General features: G+C 72.9%; 18 protein-coding genes and 1 pseudogene. 7 read left to right on the forward strand and 12 right to left on the reverse strand.

Features of this window, described 5'->3' with window-relative positions; all coding sequences use genetic code 11:
• Positions 1–4: 4 nt before the first annotated feature.
• Both ACWCV9_RS01260 and ACWCV9_RS01265 read right to left on the reverse strand, forming a co-directional pair.
• Positions 5–748 carry a helix-turn-helix domain-containing protein gene (locus ACWCV9_RS01260; RefSeq protein WP_450783540.1) on the reverse strand — a complete coding sequence of 248 codons (744 nt, stop codon included), beginning with the start codon at positions 746–748 and terminating at the stop codon, positions 5–7.
• A gap of 250 nt (positions 749–998) precedes the next feature.
• Complete coding sequence (locus ACWCV9_RS01265; protein ID WP_450784219.1) at positions 999–2,606, reverse strand: CocE/NonD family hydrolase; 1,608 nt, start codon at positions 2,604–2,606, stop codon at positions 999–1,001.
• Positions 2,607–2,784: 178 nt separating this feature from the next.
• On the opposite strand from ACWCV9_RS01265, the gene ACWCV9_RS01270 reads away from it, so the two are divergent.
• Positions 2,785–3,501 carry a TetR/AcrR family transcriptional regulator gene (locus ACWCV9_RS01270; protein ID WP_450783542.1) on the forward strand — a complete coding sequence of 239 codons (717 nt, stop codon included), beginning with the start codon at positions 2,785–2,787 and terminating at the stop codon, positions 3,499–3,501.
• A 119-nt stretch (positions 3,502–3,620) separates the two neighbouring features.
• Here the strand turns inward: ACWCV9_RS01270 and ACWCV9_RS01275 are convergent, their stop codons facing one another.
• Positions 3,621–5,357, reverse strand: coding sequence for a GAF domain-containing protein (locus ACWCV9_RS01275; protein ID WP_450783543.1), 1,737 nt, complete (start codon positions 5,355–5,357; stop codon positions 3,621–3,623).
• A 361-nt stretch (positions 5,358–5,718) separates the two neighbouring features.
• Positions 5,719–6,411: a response regulator gene (locus ACWCV9_RS01280; RefSeq protein ID WP_450783544.1), complete on the reverse strand. Its 693-nt coding sequence runs from the start codon at positions 6,409–6,411 to the stop codon at positions 5,719–5,721.
• Between the two features lie 27 nt (positions 6,412–6,438).
• On the opposite strand from ACWCV9_RS01280, the gene ACWCV9_RS01285 reads away from it, so the two are divergent.
• Positions 6,439–6,642, forward strand: a complete 204-nt coding sequence (locus tag ACWCV9_RS01285; protein ID WP_450783545.1) for an aromatic-ring hydroxylase C-terminal domain-containing protein — start codon at positions 6,439–6,441, stop codon at positions 6,640–6,642.
• 49 nt (positions 6,643–6,691) lie between these two features.
• Here the strand turns inward: ACWCV9_RS01285 and katG are convergent, their stop codons facing one another.
• Both katG and ACWCV9_RS01295 read right to left on the reverse strand, forming a co-directional pair.
• A complete protein-coding gene (gene katG / locus ACWCV9_RS01290; RefSeq protein WP_450783546.1) occupies positions 6,692–8,917 on the reverse strand; it encodes a catalase/peroxidase HPI in 2,226 nt (741 codons plus the stop codon).
• Positions 8,918–8,950: 33 nt separating this feature from the next.
• Positions 8,951–9,388: a Fur family transcriptional regulator gene (locus tag ACWCV9_RS01295; RefSeq protein ID WP_450783548.1), complete on the reverse strand. Its 438-nt coding sequence runs from the start codon at positions 9,386–9,388 to the stop codon at positions 8,951–8,953.
• A gap of 253 nt (positions 9,389–9,641) precedes the next feature.
• On the opposite strand from ACWCV9_RS01295, the gene ACWCV9_RS01300 reads away from it, so the two are divergent.
• Positions 9,642–10,502 carry a hypothetical protein gene (locus tag ACWCV9_RS01300; RefSeq protein WP_450783549.1) on the forward strand — a complete coding sequence of 287 codons (861 nt, stop codon included), beginning with the start codon at positions 9,642–9,644 and terminating at the stop codon, positions 10,500–10,502.
• Between the two features lie 116 nt (positions 10,503–10,618).
• On the opposite strand, the gene ACWCV9_RS01305 is transcribed toward ACWCV9_RS01300, so the two are convergent.
• Positions 10,619–10,834 (reverse strand): hypothetical protein, encoded by a 216-nt coding sequence (locus tag ACWCV9_RS01305; RefSeq protein WP_450783551.1) that lies wholly within the window; start codon positions 10,832–10,834, stop codon positions 10,619–10,621.
• Between the two features lie 420 nt (positions 10,835–11,254).
• On the opposite strand from ACWCV9_RS01305, the gene ACWCV9_RS01310 reads away from it, so the two are divergent.
• Positions 11,255–12,439, forward strand: a complete 1,185-nt coding sequence (locus ACWCV9_RS01310; protein WP_450783552.1) for an acyltransferase family protein — start codon at positions 11,255–11,257, stop codon at positions 12,437–12,439.
• A gap of 121 nt (positions 12,440–12,560) precedes the next feature.
• Here ACWCV9_RS01310 and ACWCV9_RS01315 read toward each other — a convergent pair whose 3' ends face one another.
• The 5 genes and pseudogenes from ACWCV9_RS01315 to ACWCV9_RS01335 all read right to left on the reverse strand — a co-directional run bounded on the left by ACWCV9_RS01315 (position 12,561) and on the right by ACWCV9_RS01335 (position 19,877).
• Positions 12,561–12,803 carry a chaplin gene (locus tag ACWCV9_RS01315; RefSeq protein WP_450783553.1) on the reverse strand — a complete coding sequence of 81 codons (243 nt, stop codon included), beginning with the start codon at positions 12,801–12,803 and terminating at the stop codon, positions 12,561–12,563.
• Positions 12,804–12,950: 147 nt separating this feature from the next.
• On the reverse strand, positions 12,951–15,230 hold the full coding sequence (locus tag ACWCV9_RS01320) for a catalase (protein WP_450783554.1): 2,280 nt from the start codon (positions 15,228–15,230) through the stop codon (positions 12,951–12,953).
• Positions 15,231–15,639: 409 nt separating this feature from the next.
• Positions 15,640–17,102 (reverse strand): annotated as a pseudogene (locus ACWCV9_RS01325) (aminotransferase class I/II-fold pyridoxal phosphate-dependent enzyme).
• 131 nt (positions 17,103–17,233) lie between these two features.
• Complete coding sequence (locus ACWCV9_RS01330) at positions 17,234–18,049, reverse strand: inositol monophosphatase family protein (protein WP_450783555.1); 816 nt, start codon at positions 18,047–18,049, stop codon at positions 17,234–17,236.
• Between the two features lie 40 nt (positions 18,050–18,089).
• Positions 18,090–19,877 carry an RICIN domain-containing protein gene (locus ACWCV9_RS01335; protein ID WP_450783557.1) on the reverse strand — a complete coding sequence of 596 codons (1,788 nt, stop codon included), beginning with the start codon at positions 19,875–19,877 and terminating at the stop codon, positions 18,090–18,092.
• Positions 19,878–20,189: 312 nt separating this feature from the next.
• Here ACWCV9_RS01335 and ACWCV9_RS01340 point away from each other — a divergent pair, with 312 nt between their 5' ends.
• The 3 genes from ACWCV9_RS01340 (at position 20,190) to ACWCV9_RS01350 (ending at position 23,066) form a co-directional block, all read left to right on the forward strand.
• Positions 20,190–21,197, forward strand: coding sequence for a Ppx/GppA phosphatase family protein (locus tag ACWCV9_RS01340; RefSeq protein ID WP_450783558.1), 1,008 nt, complete (start codon positions 20,190–20,192; stop codon positions 21,195–21,197).
• 94 nt (positions 21,198–21,291) lie between these two features.
• Positions 21,292–22,278: an ABC transporter substrate-binding protein gene (locus ACWCV9_RS01345; protein ID WP_450783559.1), complete on the forward strand. Its 987-nt coding sequence runs from the start codon at positions 21,292–21,294 to the stop codon at positions 22,276–22,278.
• Positions 22,275–23,066 carry an ABC transporter permease gene (locus tag ACWCV9_RS01350; RefSeq protein ID WP_450783560.1) on the forward strand — a complete coding sequence of 264 codons (792 nt, stop codon included), beginning with the start codon at positions 22,275–22,277 and terminating at the stop codon, positions 23,064–23,066. Before ACWCV9_RS01345 ends, ACWCV9_RS01350 begins: the two co-directional genes overlap by 4 nt.
• Positions 23,067–23,072 lie beyond the last annotated feature (6 nt).

Raw genomic sequence — 23,072 nt, forward strand, 5'->3', positions numbered from 1 at the left:
GGGGTCACCACACGTCGATACGGCGGCCGGTGAGCGCGCTCGGCTCGATGCGCACCCAGAGATCGCGCTCGCCGCCGGCCCACGGGGTGCTGTAGGCGTGCTCGGCGAGGCGACGGGTCTCGGCCGGGTCGGTCACGGCTCGGGCGGTGCCGCGTACCAGCACGCTCCAGCCCTGACTGAGCGCGTCGTCGACCCGGTCGACCTCGAAGGCGACCTCGTGGCCCAGTCCCCGGGTGGTGACCGAGCCGGGGCTGGTGCGGAAGACGATCGCGCCGTCCACGACGCTGTAGTTGACGGGTACGACGACCGGCGCGCCCTCGGTGCTCACGGAGACGCGGCCCACGCCATGGGTCGCCAGCAGTTCCCTGCACTCCTGCTCGTCCAGTTCGCCGAGGCGGGCGTAGCGGGCGGCCTGTCCGATGCCGGCGGGCAGGCTGGTGTGTCCGCCGGCGAGGTCGGCGGGGCTGGTGCGCAGGGCGCCGGCGAGCCGCAGCAGGGTGCCGGCGTCCGGCGCTGCGGTGCTGTGTTCCTCCAGGTGGGCGACGTAGGCCTCGGCCATGCCGGCGCGGAACGCGAGCTCGTCCCGGCTGAGGCCCAGCTCGGTGCGGCGGCGCCGGATCCGGCGGCCGAGGTCGCCCGGCGGCTGCGGGGCCGCGGGGTCCAGCGGGTCCTGGTGGAGTGCGTCTTCGTGCGCCGGCTGATCTTGCGGTGGGCTCTGCTGGTGCGGGGGCGGGGTGCGTTCGGCCATGGTCGTTCACTCCTCGCCGGGTGGCCGGTGCCGCCCGGCGGCTGCGGTGGAGCGCCGCCGCCCGGGCCCGCGGGCGGGGCCGTCGGCGGGTCGCGGGCAGGGTGCGGCGCGGAACACGGTCCCACCCTCGCATGTGCGCGGGCTCGTTCTCATGGGCCGGTCCGGCCCCTCCGCGAGCCGTTCGGACCGTACGGCCGCGAGCCGGGCCGGACGGCCCGGCTCGTCGGCTGTTCCCCGGAGAGCCGGTGAATTATGTGAGACCAGAGCTGCTGGGAAGCACCAGTGTCGAGTGCGTGTGGAGCGTGATGCGCACGGGTGTGAAGGTGGTGGCGTCCACCTGCGACTCACCGGTGCCGGGATTGCGGGCGTAGCGTGGGTGGGCGCCTCCGCTGATCTGCCAGCGTATGCGGTGGCCGACGGGGAAGCGGTGGGCGGTGGAGCTCATCGGCACGACGACCTCCGACGGCGTCTGTCCGGCCGTCCGCAGCCGGCCGAACCCGTCACAGACGTTGACGGAGCGGCCTTGTGGGTCCACGTCGCACAGGCGGGTGAAGACATCGGCGTGTCCCGTGTCCGTGGAGATGCTCAGCCGTGCCGAGACGGGCCCCAGGATGTCCATGGGCTCGGTCAGTGGTGGGCCGGTGAAGGTCAGGACGTCGTCCCGGGCCTCCAGGGTGGCGTTGTCCCGGGGACCGGCGGTGCGGGAGAGCAGCGGGCCGCCCAGGGAGGGGGTGGGGTCGGCCGGGTCGTAGCGGAACGCTGCCACGGGTGCGGAGTCCGTGGGGGCCTGCTGGGTGAGATGCCCGCCGGGGACGGGGTACCACGAGGTGGCAGCCGCGGCCGGCGGCCAGTCGTCGAGGTCCCGCCAGGCGTTTTCGCCGCCGAGGTGCACACGCACCGCGGTGGGACGCAGGCCGGAGGGATCGGCGTACAGGTGGGCGCGCAGCCACGCGAGGCTCTCGGCGAACACCTCGGGCCATCCTTGCTGGAGGGCGGAAGTGTGGGTCCAGGGACCGACGAGCAGGGCGGTCTCACATCCGGCCTGGCGGAGCCGGTCGTACTGCTCGAAGGTCTGGTCGACCAGTGCGTCGTACCACCCGGTGATCAGAGCCGTGGGCACCCGCAGCCGCCGCGCCGACTCCGCCAAGGACGCGCCGTGCCAGTAGGCGTCCTTGGCGTCCGGGTGTGTCATCACGTCGTCCAGCCAGGGAAGTTCGCTGCCGAGGGCTGACACGTACGCCCCCCGCAGGGGCTGGGCGGTGATGGCGTCGCGCAGGCGGCGCTGGAGGCGCAGCGTCGCCTTGAGGAACGGTGCCATGCCCTGGTGCTGGTAGTTCAAGCCCACGCCCACGGCGAGGGCGTTCTCCAGGCGCAGCACACCGTCTGCGTGGAACAGGGCGTAGGGATCGTGCAGCCCTACCTGCACCACCATCGCCTTCAGTTCCGGCGGCGGGTCGGAAGCCAGGGCCCATTGCACATAGCCCAGGTAACTGGGGCCGACGGTCCCCAGTGTTCCGTTGAACCAGGGTTGCTCGCGCAGCCAGGACACCGTGGCCTGGCCGTCGGCGGCCTCGTTGCGCCACAGATCGAACATGCCGCCCGAACCTCCGGTGCCGCGGCAGCTCTGAAGGATCACATGGAAGCCCTGTTCGGCGAAGAGCAGGCCGTACTGGGGTGACCACGGCAGACCTCGGCCGTAGGGCGAGCGGACCAGGAGGGTGGGGAAGTCGCCCTGGGCGCGCGGGAAGTAGTGGTCAGTGATCAACGGGCTGCCGTCGGCGGCCGGCACCACCAGCCCCGGCTCCCAACCGACCTCGTGCCGTTTCTCCGGCAGACCTCGCCAGGTCGCCCTCATCATGCGGGAGGACAGCGGCGGTTTTCCGGCGGGTGGCACCCAGGCCGGCCTGGCTACGGCGTCGGGCATGCGTGATGGCATCGTTCCACTCCTCTATTTCCGTACGCTGTACGAGAATAGAGGATGCTTGGATGACCTTGGCAAGAGCCACCTCGACAACCTGGGGAAGGAGTGCGACGTCGTGTCCAGTGACGGAAAGTCCGGTGCCGGGAGCTTCGATCCCGAACAGCTCTGGCTTCGTCCCGCCGAGCCCCGCAGGGGCCGCAGGCCCTCCTTCAGCCGGGAGACGATCACCGCCGCGGCCGTCACTCTGGCGGACTCGGAAGGACTCGACGCGGTCACCATGCGCCGGGTGGCCGCCGAGGTGGGGGCGGGCGTCATGTCGCTCTACAGCTACGCCCCTGACAAGGAGACGCTGCTGGAACTGATGGTCGACCACGTCAGCGGCGAACTCACGGTCACGGACCCACCCAGCGGTGACTGGCGTGCCGATCTGAAGACCGTGGCCCGGCTACAGCGCGCCCACATGCTGCGCCACCCTTGGCTGCCCGTCGCCCTGTCCACCCGTCGCGTCCCGGGCCCCAACACGCTGGCCTTCCTGGAACACGTACTCGCCATCCTGCGGCCCACCGGGCTGGACGGTGCGGCGAAGCTGGAGGTGTTCGCCCAGATCACCGCATTCGTGGCCGGTCACGTTGCCCATGAGATCGCGCAGGCCGCAGTTTCACGATCACCGGACCGAGCCGCAGCCGAGGCCCGCTACCTGGCCGCTGTCGCCGCCGACGGCCGCCACCCGGAACTCGCCGAAGCCCTTTCCGCTCCCGGACGCCCCCTCACCCCCGACGCCACCTTCACCCGGTTCCTCAACCGTCTGATCGACGGCCTCGATACCGACTGATTCCTGCCTGCGGCACCTCATGGCGCTCCGCGGGCTGCGACGCACGCGCCTCTCGCTGTCCGGAGGGCCACCCCGGCAGCGGACCTTGTCGTAGGGCGTCGACGCGCCGCGGGCCGGTGTCAGTCCGCCGGGGAGCCCGTCACCGGCTGGAGCGGTGCATGCCACAGCAGCCGGGTCCCGCCGCCCTCGGGGGTGCTCCACTCCAGGTCGCCGCCGAGCTTGCGCGCCCGCTCGGCCATGTTGGCGAGGCCGCTGCGCCGGCCCTCGGCGGGGATGCCGACGCCGTCGTCGGTGACGGTGAGGCGGACCTCCCGGCCGTCGGTCTCCAGCACCACGTCGGCGCGGCCGGCCCGGGCGTGCCGGGCGACGTTGGTGAGGGACTCGGACAGCACCGCCAGCACATGGTCGGCGACCTCCTGGGGCACATGGGTGTCGAGCAGGCCCTCCATCCGCACGCTGGGGGTGAAGCCCAGCACGGGGGCGGTCCCCCGGGCCGTCCGGACCACGCGGGCGCGCAGCCCGGGGGCCCGGTCTCCGTCCCGGGCACGCAGGCCGAAGATCGTCGACCGGATGATCTTGATGGTCTCGTCCAGGTCGTCCACGGCCCGCAGCACCCGGTCGGACGCCTCCTGGTGCTCGATGAACCGGCCCGCGCTCTGCAAGGTCATACCGGTCGCGAACAGCCGTTGGATGGCGAGGTCGTGCAGATCGCGGGCGATGCGGTCGCGGTCCTCCAGCAGCGCGATCTGCTCGGCGTCGCGCCGGCGTTCGGCCAGTTCCATGGCGACGGCGGCCTGCGCGGCGAACGCCTGGAGCCGCCCGGTCTCCTGGTCGGAGAAGTCGAAGGTGTTGGGCTCGCGGGCCAGCAGCACCACCCCCCGGACGCTGTCGCCGAGGCCGATGGGGACGGCCACGGCGGGCCCGAGGCCGGTGAAGCGCGGACCCGCCGCGAACCGCTCGTCGTGGCCGATGTCGAGGCTGCGCACCGGCTCGCCCCGGGCGAAGGCCTCGCCGCTGAGCGAGCCTTCCCGGGGCAGTACGAGACCCCGGTGCACCTCGGCACCCTGGCCGATGGACAGCTCGACGGCGAGGGTGTCGGTGCCCTCCATGGGGATGGCGAGCGTGGCGAGGGCGGCGCCGGTGATGTCCCGGGCGCGCTCGGCGATGAGCCCGAGGACCTCGTGCTGCGCGGCGCCGGACATCAGGCTGCCGGCGATCTCGGCGTTCGCCGCCAGCCAGCGCTCGCGGACCCGGGACTCCTCGTACAGGCGGGCGTTGTCGATGGCCACGCCGGCGGCGACGGCCAGGGTGGACAGCACCGACTCGTCGTCCTCGTCGAACTGCCGGCCGCCGCGCTTCTCGGTGAGGTACAGGTTGCCGAACACCTGGTCACGGACGCGGATGGGCACCCCGAGGAAGGTGTTCATGGGCGGGTGGCCGGGCGGGAAGCCGTAGGAGGAGGCGTGATCGGACAGTTTGGCCAGGCGCAGCGGCTGGGGGTGGCGGATCAGCTCGCCGAGGATGCCATGGCCCTCCGGGTACGGGCCGATCCGGGCGATCTCCTCCTCACCGACGCCGACGGTGTGGAAGGCGGCCAGCCGTCTGCCGTCGGAGCCGATCACCCCGAGCGCCGCGTACTCGGCGTCGACCAGGGTGGCCGCGGCCTCCACGATGGAGTGCAGGGCCTGTTCCAGGTCCAGTTCGCGGCCGACGGAGAGCACCGCCTCCAGCAGGCTGTGCACCCGGTCCTGGGTGTCCCGGGCCGCGTCGAGCCGGGCTTGCAGCTCCTCCAGCAGCTCGTCCAGCCTCAGCTGCGGCAGCCGCAGCCTGGCCCCGCCCGCGTCGGAGCGTTCCACTCCCGATCCTCCAAGCCCCCCGAACCGTGTCCTCCAGCCGTCCCGCGGATCCGCCGTGGCGCCGGCCGACAGCGGGACGGGACGAGCCGACACAGGGACGATACGGGAACACGGCAGCCCACGAGGGCCGACCGGAAGACGTCTGGACACTCCGGGGGTACGGCCACTTCTCCGCCGGGGACGGCGACTTCACCTGGCTGCGAACGGCCGAGGCCGCCGGTCGGGTGGCGGTGGAGACGATGGCCGCTGCCGGCGGTGCTGCCGGTGAACTTCTGCTTGGCTGTGGACTCGGCCGTGCTGTGCGCACCTCGGCCGGCTCGGAGTTGGTGCGGGCCGTCGACGGCGCCGTGGTCGCGGAGCCTCAGCGGCGCGCGGCCCGTACACGGTCCTGGGCCTGGGTGGCGATGACCGCGGCCTGGACGCGCCGTTCCACCCCCAGCTTCGCCAGCAGCCGCGAGATGTGGTTCTTGACCGTCTTCTCGGCGAGGTAGAGACGCAGGCCGATCTGCCGGTTGGTGAGCCCCTCGCCGATCAGCGCCAGGATCTCCCGCTCCCGCTCGGTCAGGCCCGGCAGGGCGTCCGATTCCTCGTCCTCCTGCCGATCCCCGCGCAGCCGAGCCATCAGCCGGGTGGTGGCGCTCGGGTCCAGCAGCGACTGGCCACCGGCCACCGTGCGGACCGCGGAGACCAGGTCGGAGCCCCGGATCTGCTTGAGGACGTATCCGGACGCACCGGCCATCACCGAGTCCAGCAGTGCCTCCTCGTCGTCGAACGAGGTCAGCATCAGGCACGCCAGGTCCGGCATGCGCGAGCGCAGTTCCCGGCAGACGGTCACCCCGTCGCCGTCCGGCAGCCGTACGTCGAGGACAGCGACGTCGGGGCGGAGGGCGGGCACCCGGACCAGGGCCTGTTCGACGTTGGCCGCCTCGCCGACCACGGTGATGTCCGGTTCGTCGTTCAGCAGGTCGTGCACCCCGCGCCGTACCACTTCGTGGTCGTCCAGGAGGAAGACCCGGATCGGGGTGTCGGGGCCGGCCTGCTCACGGTCCGCCATCGGTCGCTCCCATGTCGTCGCGTTCGGATGTCCCAGGGATCCTCCCCGGTCGCCGGGCCCAAGGGCCAGGGCCGGATGGCCCCTCCAGCCTCCGGGGACTTCGAACTCTCGCGGCTCTCCGAACGCCCCTTCGTGCTGGTCCGCCCGGACGGGCATGTGGCCTGGCGCGGTGACGGACTCCCCCGGGACCCGGCGGAGTCCGTCGACACGGTGCGCCGCGGGCGGGTATGACGGGCCGGGGCCGCCCGGTGGGCGGCCCCGGATCTGCTGAGCGCGGGGGTCAGCGCAGGTCGAACCGGTCGAGTTCCATGACCTTGGTCCAGGCGGCGACGAAGTCGTGCACGAACTTCTCCTTCGCGTCGTCACTGGCGTAGACCTCGGCGAGCGCGCGCAGCTCGGAGTTCGAGCCGAAGACCAGGTCGGCGCGGCTGCCGGCCCACTTCAGCTCGCCGGTGACGGCGTCGCGGCCCTCGAAGGTGGTCTGGTCCTCGGAGGTCGACATCCACGTCGTACCCATGTCGAGCAGGTTGACGAAGAAGTCGTTGGTGAGGACGCCCGGGGTCGTGGTGAGGACACCGAGCTGCGAGCCCTGGTGGTTGGCGCCGAGGACGCGCAGACCGCCGACGAGCACGGTCATCTCGGGGGCGCTCAGCGTCAGCAGGTTCGCCTTGTCGACCAGCAGGTACTCGGCCGGCAGGCGGTTGCCCTTGCCGAGGTAGTTGCGGAAGCCGTCCGCGGTCGGCTCCAGGGCATCGAAGGACTCGACGTCGGTGTGCTCCTCAGCAGCGTCGACGCGGCCCGGGGTGAAGGGCACCCGCACCTCGAAGCCGCCCTCCTTCGCGGCCTTCTCGACCGCGGCCACACCGCCGAGGACGATCAGGTCGGCCAGGGAGACCTTCTTGGCGCCAATGTTGAACTGCTGCTGGATGCCCTCCAGGACACGCAGCACCTGGGCCAGCTGGTCGGGGTCGTTCGCCTCCCAGCCGCGCTGCGGGGCGAGGCGGATGCGGGCGCCGTTGGCGCCGCCGCGCTTGTCGCTGCCGCGGAAGGTGGAGGCGGACGCCCAGGCGGTGAAGACCAGCTGGGACACGGTGAGACCCGAGTCGAGCAGCTTGGTCTTCAGGGCCGCGATGTCGGCCTCGTCGATCAGCTCGCCCTCGCGCTCCGGCAGCGGGTCCTGCCACAGCAGGGTCTCCTCCGGGACCTCCGGGCCGAGGTACAGCGCCTTCGGGCCCATGTCGCGGTGGGTGAGCTTGTACCAGGCGCGGGCGAAGGCGTCCGCGAACTCCTGCGGGTTCTCCAGGAAGCGGCGGGAGATCGGCTCGTAGATCGGGTCGAAGCGGAGCGCCAGGTCGGTGGTGAGCATGCCCGGGGCGATCTTCTTCGAGGGGTCGTGGGCGTCGGGCACGGTGCCCTCGCCCGCGCCGCCCTTCGGCCGCCACTGCTTGGCACCGGCCGGGGACTCGGTCAGCTCCCACTCGTAGCCGAAGAGGATCTCGAAGAAGTTGTTGCTCCACTGGGTCGGCGTGGTGGTCCAGGTGACCTCCAGGCCGGAGCCGATGGCGTCCTTGCCCTTGCCGGTGCCGAAGGTGCTGTTCCAGCCGAGGCCCTGCTCCTCCATCCCGGCGGCCTCGGGGTCGAGACCGACGTGGTCGGCGGGGCCGGCGCCGTGGGTCTTGCCGAAGGTGTGGCCGCCGGCGATCAGGGCGACGGTCTCCTCGTCGTCCATCGCCATCCGGCGGAACGTCTCACGGATGTCGCGGGCCGCGGCCAGCGGGTCCGGGTTGCCGTTGGGGCCCTCGGGGTTGACGTAGATCAGACCCATCTGGACGGCGCCGAGCGGGTTCTCCAGCTCGCGGTCGCCGGTGTAGCGCTTGTCGTCGAGCCAGGCGGTCTCGGGACCCCAGTAGACGTCCTCCTCGGCCTCCCAGACGTCCTCGCGGCCGCCGCCGAAGCCGAAGGTGGTGAAGCCCATGGATTCCAGGGCGACGTTACCGGCGAGGATCATGAGGTCGGCCCAGGAGATCTTCTGGCCGTACTTCTTCTTCACCGGCCACAGCAGACGGCGGGCCTTGTCCAGGTTGACGTTGTCCGGCCAGCTGTTGAGGGGGGCGAAGCGCTGCTGGCCGGAACCGGCGCCGCCGCGGCCGTCGCTGATGCGGTAGGTGCCCGCGCTGTGCCAGGCCATCCGGATCATCAGCGGGCCGTAGTTGCCGAAGTCGGCCGGCCACCAGTCCTGCGACGTCGTGAGCACCTCGGCGATGTCCTGCTTCAGCGCCGCGAGGTCGAGGCTCTGGAAGGCCTCGGCGTAGTCGAATTCCTCGCCCAGCGGGTTGGTCGCCGGCGGGTTCGGGCTGAGAATCTTCAGGTTGAGCCGCTCCGGCCACCACTGGCGGTTGCCGCCGCCCTGGGTCGGGTGCAGCGCCCGCTCATGGGCGACGGGGCAACCGCCGCTCGCCCCTTCCGACTTGGCGTCTGTGACGATCGCGTCGTGGTTCTCAGTCATGGCAATCCTTCCGAACTGTGCGGAACTCGGTGCTCAGGAACTGCGGCCAGTGGAACAGTCGGGGCACAGGCCCCAGTAGACGACCTCGGCCTCGTCGATGGAGAAGCCGCGGTCGTCGGAGGCGTTCAGGCAGGGCGCGTCACCGACCGCGCAGTCGACGTCGGCGACAGCACCGCAGGACCGGCAGACGACGTGGTGGTGGTTGTCGCCCACACGCCCCTCGAACCGGGCCGGGTGCCCGGCCGGCTCGATCCGGCGGACCAGACCCGCCGCGGTGAGGGCGTGCAGCGCTTCGTAGACGGCTTGCAGGGAGATGTGGCCTACGCGGTCGCGGACCCCGGAAGCGATCGCCTCGACGCCGAGGTGGTCGCCGTCCCGGACGGTCTCCAGCAGCGCGACGCGGGCTGCCGTCACGCGCAGGCCGGCACCGCGGAGTTCCTCGGCGGTGGTCGGGGTCGGGGAGGCGGTCATGGGGCCGAACCTACCCTCATAAACACGAGTGGTTCAAGAAAACGAGAGATGCAATTCTGGCCGTGTCCCGGCGTCCGCTGTTCGCCTCGGCGTCGCCGGGCCCCGGCCCGGTGCCGCGGCATGCACGGCATCATCCGGCCGGTCCCTGGCGAGAAGGGCACGGCAAGCCGAACCGCCCCCCGAACGGGTGAACCTCGCCCGGCGCGGAACCCGGGAGCGGTCACCGCATCCCCGAAAGGCGAGAGGAGCGCCGGTGGAGCTGGACGCCGTCGCCGACGAGCTGTACGGACTGCGGCCGGAGGAGTTCGTCGCCGCCCGGGACCGCCGCGCCCGGGACGCCCGCGGCTCCGGGGACCCGGACCTCGCCCGGCGGATCGGGGCGCTGCGGCGGCCGAATCTCGCCGCCTGGGTCAGCAACCTCCTGGTCCGCGGGCAGCCGGAGGAAGTGGGAGCGCTGCTCGGCCTGGGCGAGGAGCTGCGCCGCGCCCACCGCGAACTGGACGGGCCCCGGCTGCGTACCCTCGCCCGCCGGCAGCACGAGGTGATCGCCGCCCTCGCCCGGCAGGCCGGCCGACTGGCCGCGGAGGCCGGGCATCCGGTGGGCGAGGAGGTACGGCGCGAGGTCGAGGAGACCCTGCACGCGGTGCTGGCCGACCCCGAGGCCGCCCGGGAGTGGTCCGCGGGCCGGCTGGTACGGCCGCTGCACGCCGCCCTCGGCTTCCCGGCGGCCGACGAGGCCACGCTCAGCCGCCGCCGCACCACCCCCGCGCAAGGCCCGGAGAAACGCCCCCGCGAGCAGGACCGCACGGCGTCCGCCGCACCCCGCCGCTCCGAGACCCGCGAGAAGGCCCGTGCCGCCGAGCGGGAACTGCGGGAGCGGGACAGAGAGGCCCAAGCCGCTGCCCGGGAGGCGGAGGAAGCGGCCGGCCGGCTGGCCGGGGCGACGGACCGTGTGCGGGCCCTGCGCTCCGAGCTGCGCCAGGCCGAGGAGGAACAGCAGCGAGCCCGCACGGCCGAGCAGTCCGCCCGGGACCGGACCAGGCAGGCGGACCGAGCGGCGCGGGAGGCGCGCCGCCGCGCCGAGAGGGCACGCGCGGCCGCGGGCCGTGGCTAGCCACCACCATGAGCCTCCCGTCGTCCGCCCGGAGGGGGCCCGACGGCGTCCGGCGCCCGGCCCAGGATCCCCACGGCGCGATGGCCGCCCCGTAGACCGGCCATGCTTCCGCGTCCTCACAGCGGGTAGCCAAACGGGAGGGCGAGCAGGTCGTCGGTGAGCCGGAGCCGCCGGAGGCCACCGATGTCGTCGACCTCATGGAGGCGCTCGGCCGGAGCGGCGAGCAGCAGCGCTCCGCGGGCCGCGGCCGAGCGAGGCGCGGCCGGAAGGGCCGAGGACCTGGCGTCCCTGTCGAGAGTGGAGCCGTACGAGCGGACTGAGGCGGCGGCCATACCGGGCCGGCCGGATACGGCCCCGGACCAGCCCGTCAAGGCCCTTGCGGAGCAGGCTGCCTGACGGGCATGCCGGTCACGTCGCCTGCCCCGATGCCGGACTGCTGCGTGCCGTCGCGGGCATCACGCCGTTCGACTTCATGCCGCGGACCTCGAATGCCCGCTGATAGGGTCGGAGTTCGACGGCCGGCCCGGGCGGACGGCAGAGTGCCAGGTGGCGGAGCGGGCCGGTGTCCGCCAAGGGGCAACCGTGAGTGACGGTCTCACTCGTACGGGTGCACAGGCGCGGCCGTCCGTGGCATAGGGGAGGTTTCGTCGTTCGCCAGCAGTGTGATGTTGGCCATGCAATGTGATGGACGGCGCTGAACGGGCAACGCTCCCCTTCATGCCCCACGCCAAACCCCTGCGGCAGGTGATTCGATGATCACGGCGACGACCCGGGCGCTCCGGACGCCGCCCGACCGAACCGGCGACACGACCGGGAGATCCTCCCCGTCCGCCGCCAACCCCTCCCTGCCGTCCCTGACCGGGCTGCGGTGGATGGCGGCGCTGCTGGTGTTCGGACTGCACGTGAACAACTTCGGCTACTTCGGCGGGACCGGTGGCCGCGTCATGTCCTGGGGGTTCGGCGCCGGGGCCACCGGTGTGTCGTTCTTCTTCGTGCTGTCCGGCTTCGTCCTGACCTGGTCCGCCAGACCACACGACCGGGTGCTCGCGTTCTGGCGGCGGCGCATCGCCCGCGTCTACCCGGTGCACCTGGTCACCCTGGCCGTGGCCCTGCTGATGACCTACGTCCTCGCTCACCAGCCCCGGCCGACGCCGAAGCAGGCCCTGGCCAACGCGCTGCTGCTGCACTCCTGGTGGCGGCCGTGGTGGCAGACGCTGAACCCGGTCAGCTGGTCGCTGGCCTGCGAGGCGTTCTTCTACGCCTCGTTCCCGCTGCTGATCCTGGTGCTGCGCCGGCTCGGCGCGCGTGGGGCGGTCGTGCTGGGCGGACTGTCGGTGGTGGCGGTGGTGGTGCTGGGCCGGGCGGACGCCCACCACTGGTGGAGCTACGCGCTCTACTCCTTCCCCGCGGTCCGGCTGCCCGAGTTCGTGCTCGGCGCGGTCACCGCGCGGCTGGTGCTGCTGGGCCGGTGGCGCGGGCCCGGTCTGGAGGCCTCGCTGGCGCTCGCGGTCATCGGTTACTTCTTCGTCCCGCAGGTGCCGCTCGGCTACTCCGCCACCATGTGCACCCTCGCCGGCTTCGTCCTGCTGATCCCGGCGGCCGCCCAGGCGGACCTGCACGGGCTGCCGTCCTTGTGGCGGCGCCGGTGGCTGGTGCGGCTCGGTGAGCTGTCGTTCGCCTTCTACATGATCCACCTGCTGGTGCTGCGGTGCGCCACCTCCCTGCTGGGCACCAAGCCGCACTTCGGACTGCTGGCGGGTACGACCGTCACCGCCGTCGTGTTCGCCGTGTCGCTGGGCCTGTCCTGGGTCCTGTACGAGGCGGTGGAGGTCCCGGCCCGCCGCCTTCTGCTCCGCCACCGCCGCCCGACCACGGTCCGGGACCCGCTCCCCTCCCGCCACGAAGCCCCGGCCCCAGCGCCGGCACAGGCGGACTGAGCGGGAGCTGATCGCTCCGGGGCGGGCGCTGGACCGGGGCTGCGGGCCCGGGCGGAAGCCGAGTGACGGCGTCCCGCGCAGCCGTGCGCCGGCCCCTGCTGGCGGGGCCGGCGCGCGTGCGTCAGCTGTTGGCGCAGGTGTTGGCGCTGGCCGGGTTCAACAGGCCGATCAGGTCGATGGTGTCGCCGCAGACGTTGGCGTCGACGCCGACCGGTACCTGGACGACGTCGCCGGAGACGACGCCCGGGCTGTTGTTGGCGGTGCCGGTGGTCGGGCCCGGGTCGGCCGCGAAGGCGGTCGCCGAGCCTCCCATCGCAAGGACCCCGGCAAGAGCGGCGGTTGTGAAGAAGCTGCGTATACGCATGATGTGCCTCACTGGTCGGCGATTGGACTCTTCCATCAGAACCGCGCCGTACGTCGCTCGCCTCTTCGGGTACGCCGTTCAGGGGCCGTCGGTCACCGGGTGCGCGCCGAAGTGCCGTCTGCCGTCGCGTGTTTGCGCGGGCGGCCGTCAGGCGGGGGTGGGGAAGCGTTCCCAGACCCGGTGGGCGCCGAGGAGTTGGGTGAGCTGCTGGAACACCGTGGTGGCACCGTCGCCCGCGATCACTCCGGGGGCGTCGAGCGGGATGCCGGCCGCCTCCAGTGCACTCTCGCCGCCCTTGGAGGCGCCGATCGCCTTGCCGTGCCGGTAGGCCTCCGCCAGCAGCAGTCCCACCCGGGGGTCAGGGGTGGCCCCGGAGGCCGCGGGCAGGCCGGCCTTGGCGTCGCGGGCGCCGTAGGCGTCGGTGCCGACGCCGGGTGTGCCGGCGACCAGGATGGCGTCGAACTCCACAGACCGGGCGGTGGCATAGCTGCGCTGGACGGTCACGGCGTCCGGGCCCGCGCCGAGCGTGCCGCCGGCGGGGGCGACGACGAGCGGGACCATTCCGCCGTCGAGCACCTCCTGGCGGACGGCGCGTACGCCGTCGAGGTCGCCGTCGGGGCCGGTGACGATGCCGATGATCCGGCCGTCGGTGGGCCAGCTGCGGCCGACCTGGGAGAGGGCGGGGCTGGGTGCGACGTCGGCGAGCGGCACGGTGGGCTCGGGTGCGGGCAGCCCGAGGCCGGCGGCGACGCCCGCGCACAGCTCGGGGTCGACATTGGCCAGGACCTGCAACGCCCGTTCGCGGATGGCCTGTTCGTAGCACTTGCCGAGTTCGAAGGTGTAGGCGCCGATGATGTGTTCCCGCTCCACCGGGCTCATGCTGAGCCAGAACCGGCGGGGCTGGCTGAAGTGGTCGGCGAAGGTCTCCGGTGCTTCCCGGACCTTGGCCGCCTCCGGCACCCGTACCGGCGTCTCGACATAGCCGCCGAGGTCGGCTCCGGCCGTGAACGGGCAGCCGCCGTCGAGGGAGTTGGGGCGGTAGGGGGCCACGCCCCGGTGCACGGCCGTCTGGTGCATGCCGTCGCGGAGCATGTCGTTGACGGGCGCCTGCGGCCGGTTGACCGGGAGCTGCGCGAAGTTGGGGCCGCCCAGGCGGGTGATCTGGGTGTCCAGGTACGAGAAGAGCCGCCCGGACAGCAGCGGGTCGTCGGTGATGTCGATGCCGGGGACGAGATGGCCCGGGTGGAAGGCGACCTGCTCCGTCTCGGCGAAGAAGTTGGCGGGGTTGCGGTCGAGGGTGAGCAGGCCGATCGGCTGCACGGGGGCGAGTTCCTCGGGGACGATGTTCGTCGGGTCCAGCAGGTCGATGCCCTCGAAGGTCTGGTCGGGGGTGTCGGGGAAGGTCTGGATGCCGAACTCCCACTGGGGGTACGCGCCCGCCTCGATGGCGTCGGCGAGGTCGCGGCGGTGGAAGTCGGGGTCCATGCCGTTGATCAGCTGCGCCTCCTCCCACACCAGGGAGTGCACGCCGAGCTTCGGCTTCCAGTGGAACTTCACCAGGGTCGTCCCGCCGTCGGCGGCGACCAGGCGGAAGGTGTGGATGCCGAACCCCTCCATCGTGCGGTACGAGCGCGGGATGCCCCGGTCGGACATGTTCCACAGGGTGTGGTGGGTGGCCTCGGTGTGCAGGGTGACGAAGTCCCAGAAGGTGTCGTGGGCGCTCTGCGCCTGGGGGATCTCCCGGTCGGGGTGCGGCTTGGCGGCGTGCACCACGTCCGGGAACTTGATCGCGTCCTGGATGAAGAACACCGGGATGTTGTTGCCGACCAGGTCGAAGACGCCCTCGCTGGTGTAGAACTTCGTCGCGAAGCCGCGGGTGTCGCGCACGGTGTCGGCGGAGCCGCGGGAGCCCAGCACGGTGGAGAAGCGGACGAACACCGGTGTCTCGACGTCCTCGGCGAGGAAGGCGGCCCGGGTGACGCCGGCGGCCGTTCCGTAGCTGCGGAAGACGCCGTGCGCGGCGGCGCCGCGGGCGTGCACGACACGTTCGGGGATGCGTTCATGGTCGAAGTGCGTGATCTTCTCGCGCAGGTGGTGGTCCTGCAAGAGCACCGGTCCGCGCGGGCCCGCCTTCAGCGAGTGGTCGGTGTCGTACAACCGGGTGCCCTGCGCATTGGTCAGGTACCGGCCGCTCTGGGCGGCGCGGGCCTGCTCGGCGCCGGTGGGCTGTCCGGTCGGGGAGACCGTGTCGGGGCCGCTCTGGTCGGGCTTCGGGGGCAGCGGTTCACGGGCCTCGGTGGGTTCGGCGACCGGCGGGGACTCGGTGCCGGGCTTGCCGGGGATGCCGTCGCCGGGGCCGGTGCCGTCGCCGTGCAGCGCGCCTGTCACCTTGTCCGCCGCGCGCTTCAGCGGGTTCGTCTCGCTCATCACTACCCATTCCTTCGCTGGTCATGGAGGCGGGCCCGGCATGGGCGAGAGGCTGTCCGATGCGCCGCGGCCACACCCGGGGCATACGGCCGGCACCGGGGACGGAGCAGGTCACAGGGGTGCGGCCGTCGTACCGAGGTCCCCGGGCCGGGGCGTCCGAAACCGGGAAGCGCGGACGTTTTCCCGGTCGGGGTGAAGTCGGGCCGTCTCCCATCGAATTGCCGGGAACAGCGGGCCCGCCGGACGCGCTCGTCCGGGCCCGGAGACCAGCGGCAGGGCCAAGTGCCCCCTGCGACGCGCGTGTTCGTCAGGAGGGCCGGCTTCTTGACCCGGGGCAGCCCGGTAGTCGGCCGCCCGCATACGCCACCCTAGGTGCTGCCCGGGGTGCGCGCAGTTCGGGACCGGCCGGTCAGGGGCGGGCCACCACCCGCAGGGTGTCCAGCGAGGGGTCGGCGGCCTCCGCGATCAGGAAGCCGTGCGCCACTCCGCTGCGCAGGAAGTCCAGCACCTCCTCGGTGATCACCTCGCCGGGCGCCACGACCGGCACTCCGGGCGGATAGGGGCTGATCATCTCGGCGGTGATCCGGCCCACGGCCCGGTCGGCGGGGATCTGCTCGGCGGCCCCGAAGAAGGCGTCCCGGGGCAGCAGGGCCTGTTCCAGCTCCAGTGCGCGGGGCTCCGGCAGCCGGACCTCCGGGCGGCGCTCGATGCTGTCCGCGTGCGCCACCAGGGCGCGTACGGCGTCCATGAGGACCTTCTCGGTCTCGTCGTCGTCCGAGTGGGTGATGGAGGCGTTGACCCGGCAGGTGTCGGAGCCGCCCATGTCGACGTGGCAGTGCTCGCGCAGCCACTCGGTGGCCTGCATGCCGCTGATGCCGAGGCCGCGCACATCGATGACGATCTTCAGCGGGTCGAACTCGGCGGCCAGCCCTTCCTCGATCACCTCGCCGCCCATCACCCGCAGCCCCGGCAGCTCGCGCAGCCCGGCCCTGATCCGCTCGGCGCGGTGCAGCGCGGCGTCCAGCAGTTCGTGGCCGTGTTCCGCCATCTGCCGCCGCCAGCCGTCGAGGGCGGCGTAGACCAGGCAGGAGGCGCTGGTGGTGCCGAGCAGGTCCTCGCGCTGTTTGAGCACGTCGGGCGCGATCCGGTCGCCCTGGAGATGGAAGACCGAGCTCTGCTCGATGGCGCCGCCCATCTTGTGCACGCTGGTGACCACGAGGTCGGCGCCGGCGTTCATGCCCCAGACAGGCAGATCCGGGTGGAAGGGCAGATGGGCGCCCCAGGCCTCGTCGAGGATGAGCGGCACGTCGAAGGAGTGGCAGACGTCCGCGACGCCCCGGACGTCGGCGCAGGTGCCCCAGTCGGTGGGCGTGATCAGCAGCATGCCCTTGGCGTCCGGGTGCTCGCGCAGCCGGTCGCGGACGTCGTCCGGTTCGAGCGGGTGGGCCATATGGCGCTCGGCGTCGAACTTGGGGTGCACCCAGATGGGCTCAACGCCGTTGATGATCACGCCGGCGATGACCGACTTGTGCGCGTTCCGGGAGAGCAGGAGCTTCTCCCCCGGGCCGGCGACCGAGAGCATCGCGGTCTTGACCGACAGGGAGCTGCCGCAGGTGGAGAAGAAGGCGTGCGTGGCGCCGACGGCGTCGGCCATCAGCTCCTGCGCCTGGGCCACGACGCCCTGGGACTCGCGGCGGTCGTCCAGCGCGTTGAGGGTGATACGTCCGAGCGGAACACGTCCAGGCCGAGGACGTCGGCGACCCGTGGATCGGTACCGCGCCCCTGTTTGTGGCCCGGTGGACCGAACACCACGTCTCCGCGTCGCCGGAATGCCTCCAGAGCTTCCAGTACGGGGGCGCGCGAGTGATCCATGACTGTCCTCCTGAGCCGGTCGGGACCGCACCGACCGTGTTGCACCGCTCGCGCACCCCAAACCCCGGCCCGGCCCGAAGCACCCGGCCGGAGGGCTCGTGTCCGAGCGCTGCGACGGCCCCCGCGCGGGGTCAGTCACCCAGCTCGCTCTGGTTCTTCACGAGGTCCAGCAGCGCCGCGTGGGTCTCCGCGTCGGCCGCCGCGATCAGGCCGCCGGAGCCGCTGTGCAGGGGTTCGCCGCGCAGGTCGGTCACCGTGCATCCGGCCGCCCGGCACAGCGCGACGCCGGCCTCGAAGTGCACGCTGTCGCGCAGGTCGCCGTCGGTGACATAGGCGGCCCGGCGGCCGGCGGCGACCCAGGCGACCGCGAGGGTGCTGGAGATCACCCGGGGCCGGAACCGGTCGGTGAAGCCGGGGTCGGCCAGCAGGCGGACGGCGCGGAAGCCGGGGGCGTTGGGGAACGGCGGGTCCAGGTTGACGTCGACCAGTGCGGAGGCGGCCGAGGGCGTCAGGTCGGTGTCGGTGCCGTCGTGGCGCAGCCGGGCCCGCTCGCCGTCGGTCCAGTAGACCTCGCCGCTGAACGGGTCGGCCGTGGCCGCGGCCGTGATCCGGGTGCCCTCCCGCAGGGCGACGTTCACCCCGACGAGCATGGTCCGCACGGCGTAGTTGAGGGTTCCGCACAGCGGGTCCACCAGCCAGCGCCGGGGAGCGCCGTCGGCGCCGGTGCGGCCGCTCTCCTCGCCCGTCACGGCATCACCGGGCCGGGCGGCGCGCAGCACGTCCAGGATGGCCCGCTCGGCGGCGACATCGGCCTCCGTCGCGAAGTCGCCGGCGGACTTCTCGTAGCGTGCGAGCCTGCCGCCGTACAGGTCCCGGACGACGGCGGCGGCCGCCTGGGCCGCGCGTACGGCCAGGTGGGCGTCGGTTTCCCCGTTGATGATCGACATGGCGGCAGGATAGCCGTAACCGGTGTGGGGCCTGCGGGAGTTACGGCCGGCCGGGGACGAGGGAGAGGGTCTGTTCGGCGGCGCTGCGCCCGCCGCCCACGGAGCTGCCGCCGGTGTCGGTCCAGGTGCGCAGGGGGGTGGTCTCGGCGCGCCGGGCGGAGGTGGCGGAGAGGCCGAGCACCAGGCCGCTCCAGCGGTTGACGAGACGGTAGGTGCCGGGGCCGGAGGCGATCAGGAACCACTGCTGTCCGACGGCCGGTCCGCCGGCCGGGGCCGGGGTGACCGTGGGTCTGGTGCCCCAGGCGCGGCCCGCGGTGGTGGAGTCGACGCCGAGCAGCCGGCCGGTGGCGGTGTTGGTGAGGGTGTAGGCACCGTCGCCGGTCGGGGTGAACCGCCAGGTCTCGCGGGCGGTGCCGGCGGGCCGGGCGAGCGAGGTGGTGGCGGAGCCGAGGGTGGACTGGGCGAGGACGCGGCCCGTGCCGCTCGCGATGCGGTAGCCGCGGGTGGTGTCCACGGGCGGGGCGGCGGGCGCGGAGGAGTCGACGGTGAGGTCGACGTACTCGCCGGAGGCGTCGTGGGAGCAGCCGAAGGCGCAGTAGGAGCGGAAGGTGCGGCCGACGATGGTGGCGCTGGTGCGGTTGGCGCGGTCCAGGAACCAGCGGTACCAGGAGGCGGTGGTGTAGCCGCCGGTGTCGCCGACGAGGTGCCACTTCTGGGTGGTGAGGTCGTCGGTGGCGTAGAGGTACTGCGGTGAGCCGCCGCTCTGGTCGACGGCCTGGGGAGTGCCGAGGTACAGGCCGAGATAGGCGTCGTAGGTGATGTTCATGACGAACAGCGGCGAGGTCGGGGGCATGGTGCCGGCCGCGATCTGCTCGGCGGCGGTGCCGGTGTTGGCCGGGTCGTACTCGGCGGTGACCGGGGTGTAGCCGGTGGGGTGGCCGGCGTCGACGGGGACGATATTGCTCTCCCGGCCGCCGGTGCCGGGCTGGGACCAGGCGCCGTCGTACCACTTGCGCCAGGAGCCGGGCGCCATCTTCGCGGAGATCGGGGCGCGGGCCACGTGCTCGTAGAAGGCCTTCCAGCCGCCGCTCTTGTCGATGATCCGCGAGCCGTAATAGACGTAGAAGTAGCCGGAGGCGGTGTCCACGAACAGGCGCTGGTCGCCGTCGCCGTAGGAGTACGTCTGGTTCGGGAAGGCCGTCGTGTCGCCCCGCCGGGTGCTGTACGGCGAGGTGATCACGTGGTCCTCGATGGTCCAGGTGCGGCCCCGGTCGGTGGAGACGGCGTAGTCGATGGCGTCGTAGTGCAGCCGGTCGCCGAAGGGCTGGGGGGTGAACTCGTTGTGCACCAGGCCGTACCAGTCGCCGGTGTCCGGGTCGACCCACACGCCCGACAGGTCGCAGTAGTTCTTCTGCGCGTAGCCCGATCCGCCGGGGGCGTACGTCGCCTCGCGTCCCGTCGGGCTGTTGTTGCACCGCCAGGTGGTGTCGTCGTTGCGGTCGGCGGGGTGGGCGGGGTTCACCGCCTTGCTGAGCGAGGCGTCGAAGCCGGCGGTGTCGAAGTCGGTGCCGGTGTAGAAGTCCCAGGTGCGCGGGTCCTGGGCGCCGTAGAGGGCGGCGGACTGCTGGTAGTGGAAGGTGCCGTCCCGGTCGATGTAGGGGCTCGCGGGGGTGTCCGTGGGGTGGGGGAACGGCACCGGGGTGCCCACGGTCACGCGGTAGGCGGCGTCCCCGGGGGGCGCGGCCGTCGCCGGGGACGCGGCTGTGCCGCCCAGGGCCAGGGCGACCGCCGCGGCGACGGCGCCGCCCGCTCTGCTCAAGAGTCGCACGGGTGCTCCTTGGTGCCGAGGTGTGCCTTGGTGTTGTCCGGACAGGTTGCTGAGACGATCCGGCCGGGACGGCTTCCCCGGCAATGGACTCCCGTGCTCCGCCTCTTGCACTTTCGCTCGGGCGCGGGGCCGGCAGCAGCCCCTGACGCCCGGTCATGGCGCGCGCGGTGGGGAGCCTCCGGCGCCCGGTTCAGGTCCCGCGCGCCAGTGGTCCGCCCCGCACTGCCCCAAAGCCGCCCGGAAGGGCCCGCCGTGCATCCCGGAGGCGCACGGCTGACGGGTGGGCGGCGGCGAAGTGGGTACGTCCCGGCCATGCGGGTGAGCGTGGTGGATGCGGGTTCGAACACGGTTCGTTTGGTGATCGCTGATGTGGAGGGCGGTGTTCCGCTGCCGGTGCACACCGTCAAGTGGAAGCTGCGGCTGTCCGAACACGCCGGTGCGGACGGCGCGATCGCCGACGGGGCGGTGGAGCGGCTGGTGGCGGCGGTCGCCGCGGCGGCCGCCACCGCGCGTCGGTGGGGTGCGACGGGCCCGCTCGCCTTCGCGACCGCGGTGGTCCGGGGCGCCCCGAACCGGGAGGACGTGCTGGGGCGCGTGGCGGCGGGAACCGGGGTCCGGATGTGCACCCTGCCGGGCGAGACGGAGGCCGAGCTGACGTTCCTGGCGGCGCGCCGCTGGCTGGGCTGGCACGCGGGCCCGCTGGCGCTGCTGGACATCGGCGGCGGCTCGCTGGAGGTGGCCTTCGGCCGGGGGCGGCTGCCGGACTTCGCGGCCTCGCTGCCGCTCGGCGCCGCCCGGCTGACCCGGGAGTACCTGGGCGCGCAGGATCCGCCGGGGCCGACGGAGCTGAAGGAGCTGCGCCGGCGGGTCCGGCACGATCTGCGCGACGTGGCCGCGCGGATCCGCTGGGAGGGGCCGCGCACCGTCGCGGTGAGTTCCCGTACCTTCCAGCAGCTGGCCCGGCTGTGCGGGGCCGCGCCCGGGCGGTACGGCCCGTTCGTACGGCGTGAGCTGCACCGCGGGGATCTGCGCGGGGCGGTGGGACGGCTCGCCGCGCTGCCCGCCGCGGAGCGCGCCGGGCTGCCCGGCATCTCCGCGCCGCGCGCCGCGCAGAGCCTGGCCGGGGCCGTCGTCGGGCACACCGCGTTGCAGCTCATGGGGGTGCGCCGGGCCATGGTCAGTCCGTGGGCGATCCGCGAGGGGGTGCTGCTGCGCTATATCGAGGACGGCGCCGACTGGTGGACGGACATCGCCGCATCGCCCGAGACGGCGGCACCGGCGCCCGCGGCGGCGCTGCGCATCGCCGGTCCCCGGCCGTGAACGGCGGCCCGCGGACGCGGACTCCGGCACGGAGCGATGGCGGAAACCCGCCGACATGTAGCGATCATGACAAAAGGAGGGTAGGCATGCCCGTATGGCATCCCGTAGGGCGTTCACGGCATTACGTCGATCACGATCGGGAACGAAACGGCTCGCCGTCCTCGCCGCCGCCGCGGCCCTGCTCCTCGCGGGCTGCGACAGCGGCGGGACGTCCGCGCACGACGGACGGCAGCGGCTGACGGTCGCCGCCCTGCCGCTCACCGACTCGGCGGCCCTCTATCTCGCCCGGGACCGGGGGCTGTTCGCCAAGGAGGGCCTGGACGTGCGCATCCAGCCCGTGCAGCAGAGCATCCAGGCGCTGCCCGCGCTGCTCAAGGGCCAGGTGGACGTGATCGCGAGCGCGAACTACGTCACCTACTTCCAGGCGTACGAGAAGGGCACCCTGGACCTGCGCATCCTCGCCGAGGGCGTACGGATCGCCCCGCACATGATGGACGTTCTCGTGCCCAGGGACTCGGCGCTCGGGAAACCGTCCGACCTCGCGGGCAAGAAGGTCGCCGTCGCCGTGCTGAACAACATCCAGTCCCTCACCCTGAACGCCGTCCTGGACGCCCAGGGCGCCGGCCGGCCCGTCTACCGGCAGGTCCTCTTCCCGCAGATGGGACCCGCGCTGGAGCGGGGCCAGGTGGACGCCGTGCACGCGGTCGAGCCCTTCGACACCGCGATCCAGGGCACCTCGGGCGCCCGGGTGCTGCTGGACGGCGGCTCGGGACCGGCGCGGGGCCTGCCCGCCAGCGGGTACGTCACCACCGCCACCTTCGTGACGAAGCATCCGAAGACCGCCGCCGCCTTCCGGCGGGCGATCGAAGCCGCCTCGAAGCTGGCCGCTGACGACCCGGGGGCCGTACGGGCCGAGCTGCCGAAGTACACCAAGGTCACCGCGGAGCAGGCCGGGTCGCTCCATCTGCCCGCCTACCCGGCGACCGCCGACGCCGGCCGGCTGCGCCGCCTGATCCGGCTCATGCGCGACCAGGGCATGCTGACGAAGGACATCGATCCGGCCCCGCTGCTGGTCATATGACGCGCCGCCGGGAACTGCTGCTCGGCCTGCTCGGCGCGGTGCTGGCCTTCGGCGTCTGCGAGGCGGTGTCCCGGGCCGGGCTGGTACGGCGGACCTATCTGCCGCCCGCCTCCGAAGTCCTGGTCCGGGCCGTGCAGTTGGCTGGCGACCGGTCCTTCCTCGACGGGGTCGGCGTGACCCTGCGGGCGTGGGCGCTGGGCCTGGGCCTGGCCTGCGCGGTCGCGGTACCGCTCGGGCTGCTGCTGGGCGCGGTGCCGGTCGTCGAGGCCGCCGTGCGCGCCGTCGTCGAGTTCCTGCGGCCGCTGCCGTCCGTGGCGTTGATCCCGCTGGTGTCGCTGCTGCTCGGCTCGGGCACCGGGACGGAGGTGACGCTGATCGCGTACGCCTCCGTGTGGCCGGTGCTGTTCAACACCGTCTACGGTCTCGGCGAGACCGACCCGCTCGCCAAGGACACGGTGCGCGCCTTCGGTTTCGGGCGGCTCGCGGTGCTGCTGCGGGTCGAGCTGCCCGGCACCGCACCGTTCATCGCCGCGGGGGTGCGGATCTCCGCCGCCATCGCCCTGATCCTCGCCGTCGCCACCGAGCTGCTCTCCGGCTTCGGGCAGGGTCTCGGCATCTTCATCGCACAGGCCGGGACGGACCCGGACGGCACCCGGGACGTGCTGGCCGGGGTGGTGTGGGCGGGTGCGCTGGGCCTGGTGATCGACGGCGTGCTGGTGGGCGCGGAACGGCGGCTGTTCGGATGGGCGCGGGAGTCCGGGCGGCCTGCGGAGAGGGCGGAGGCGTGAGAGACG

The organism is Streptomyces sp. NPDC001606 (assembly GCF_053596835.1).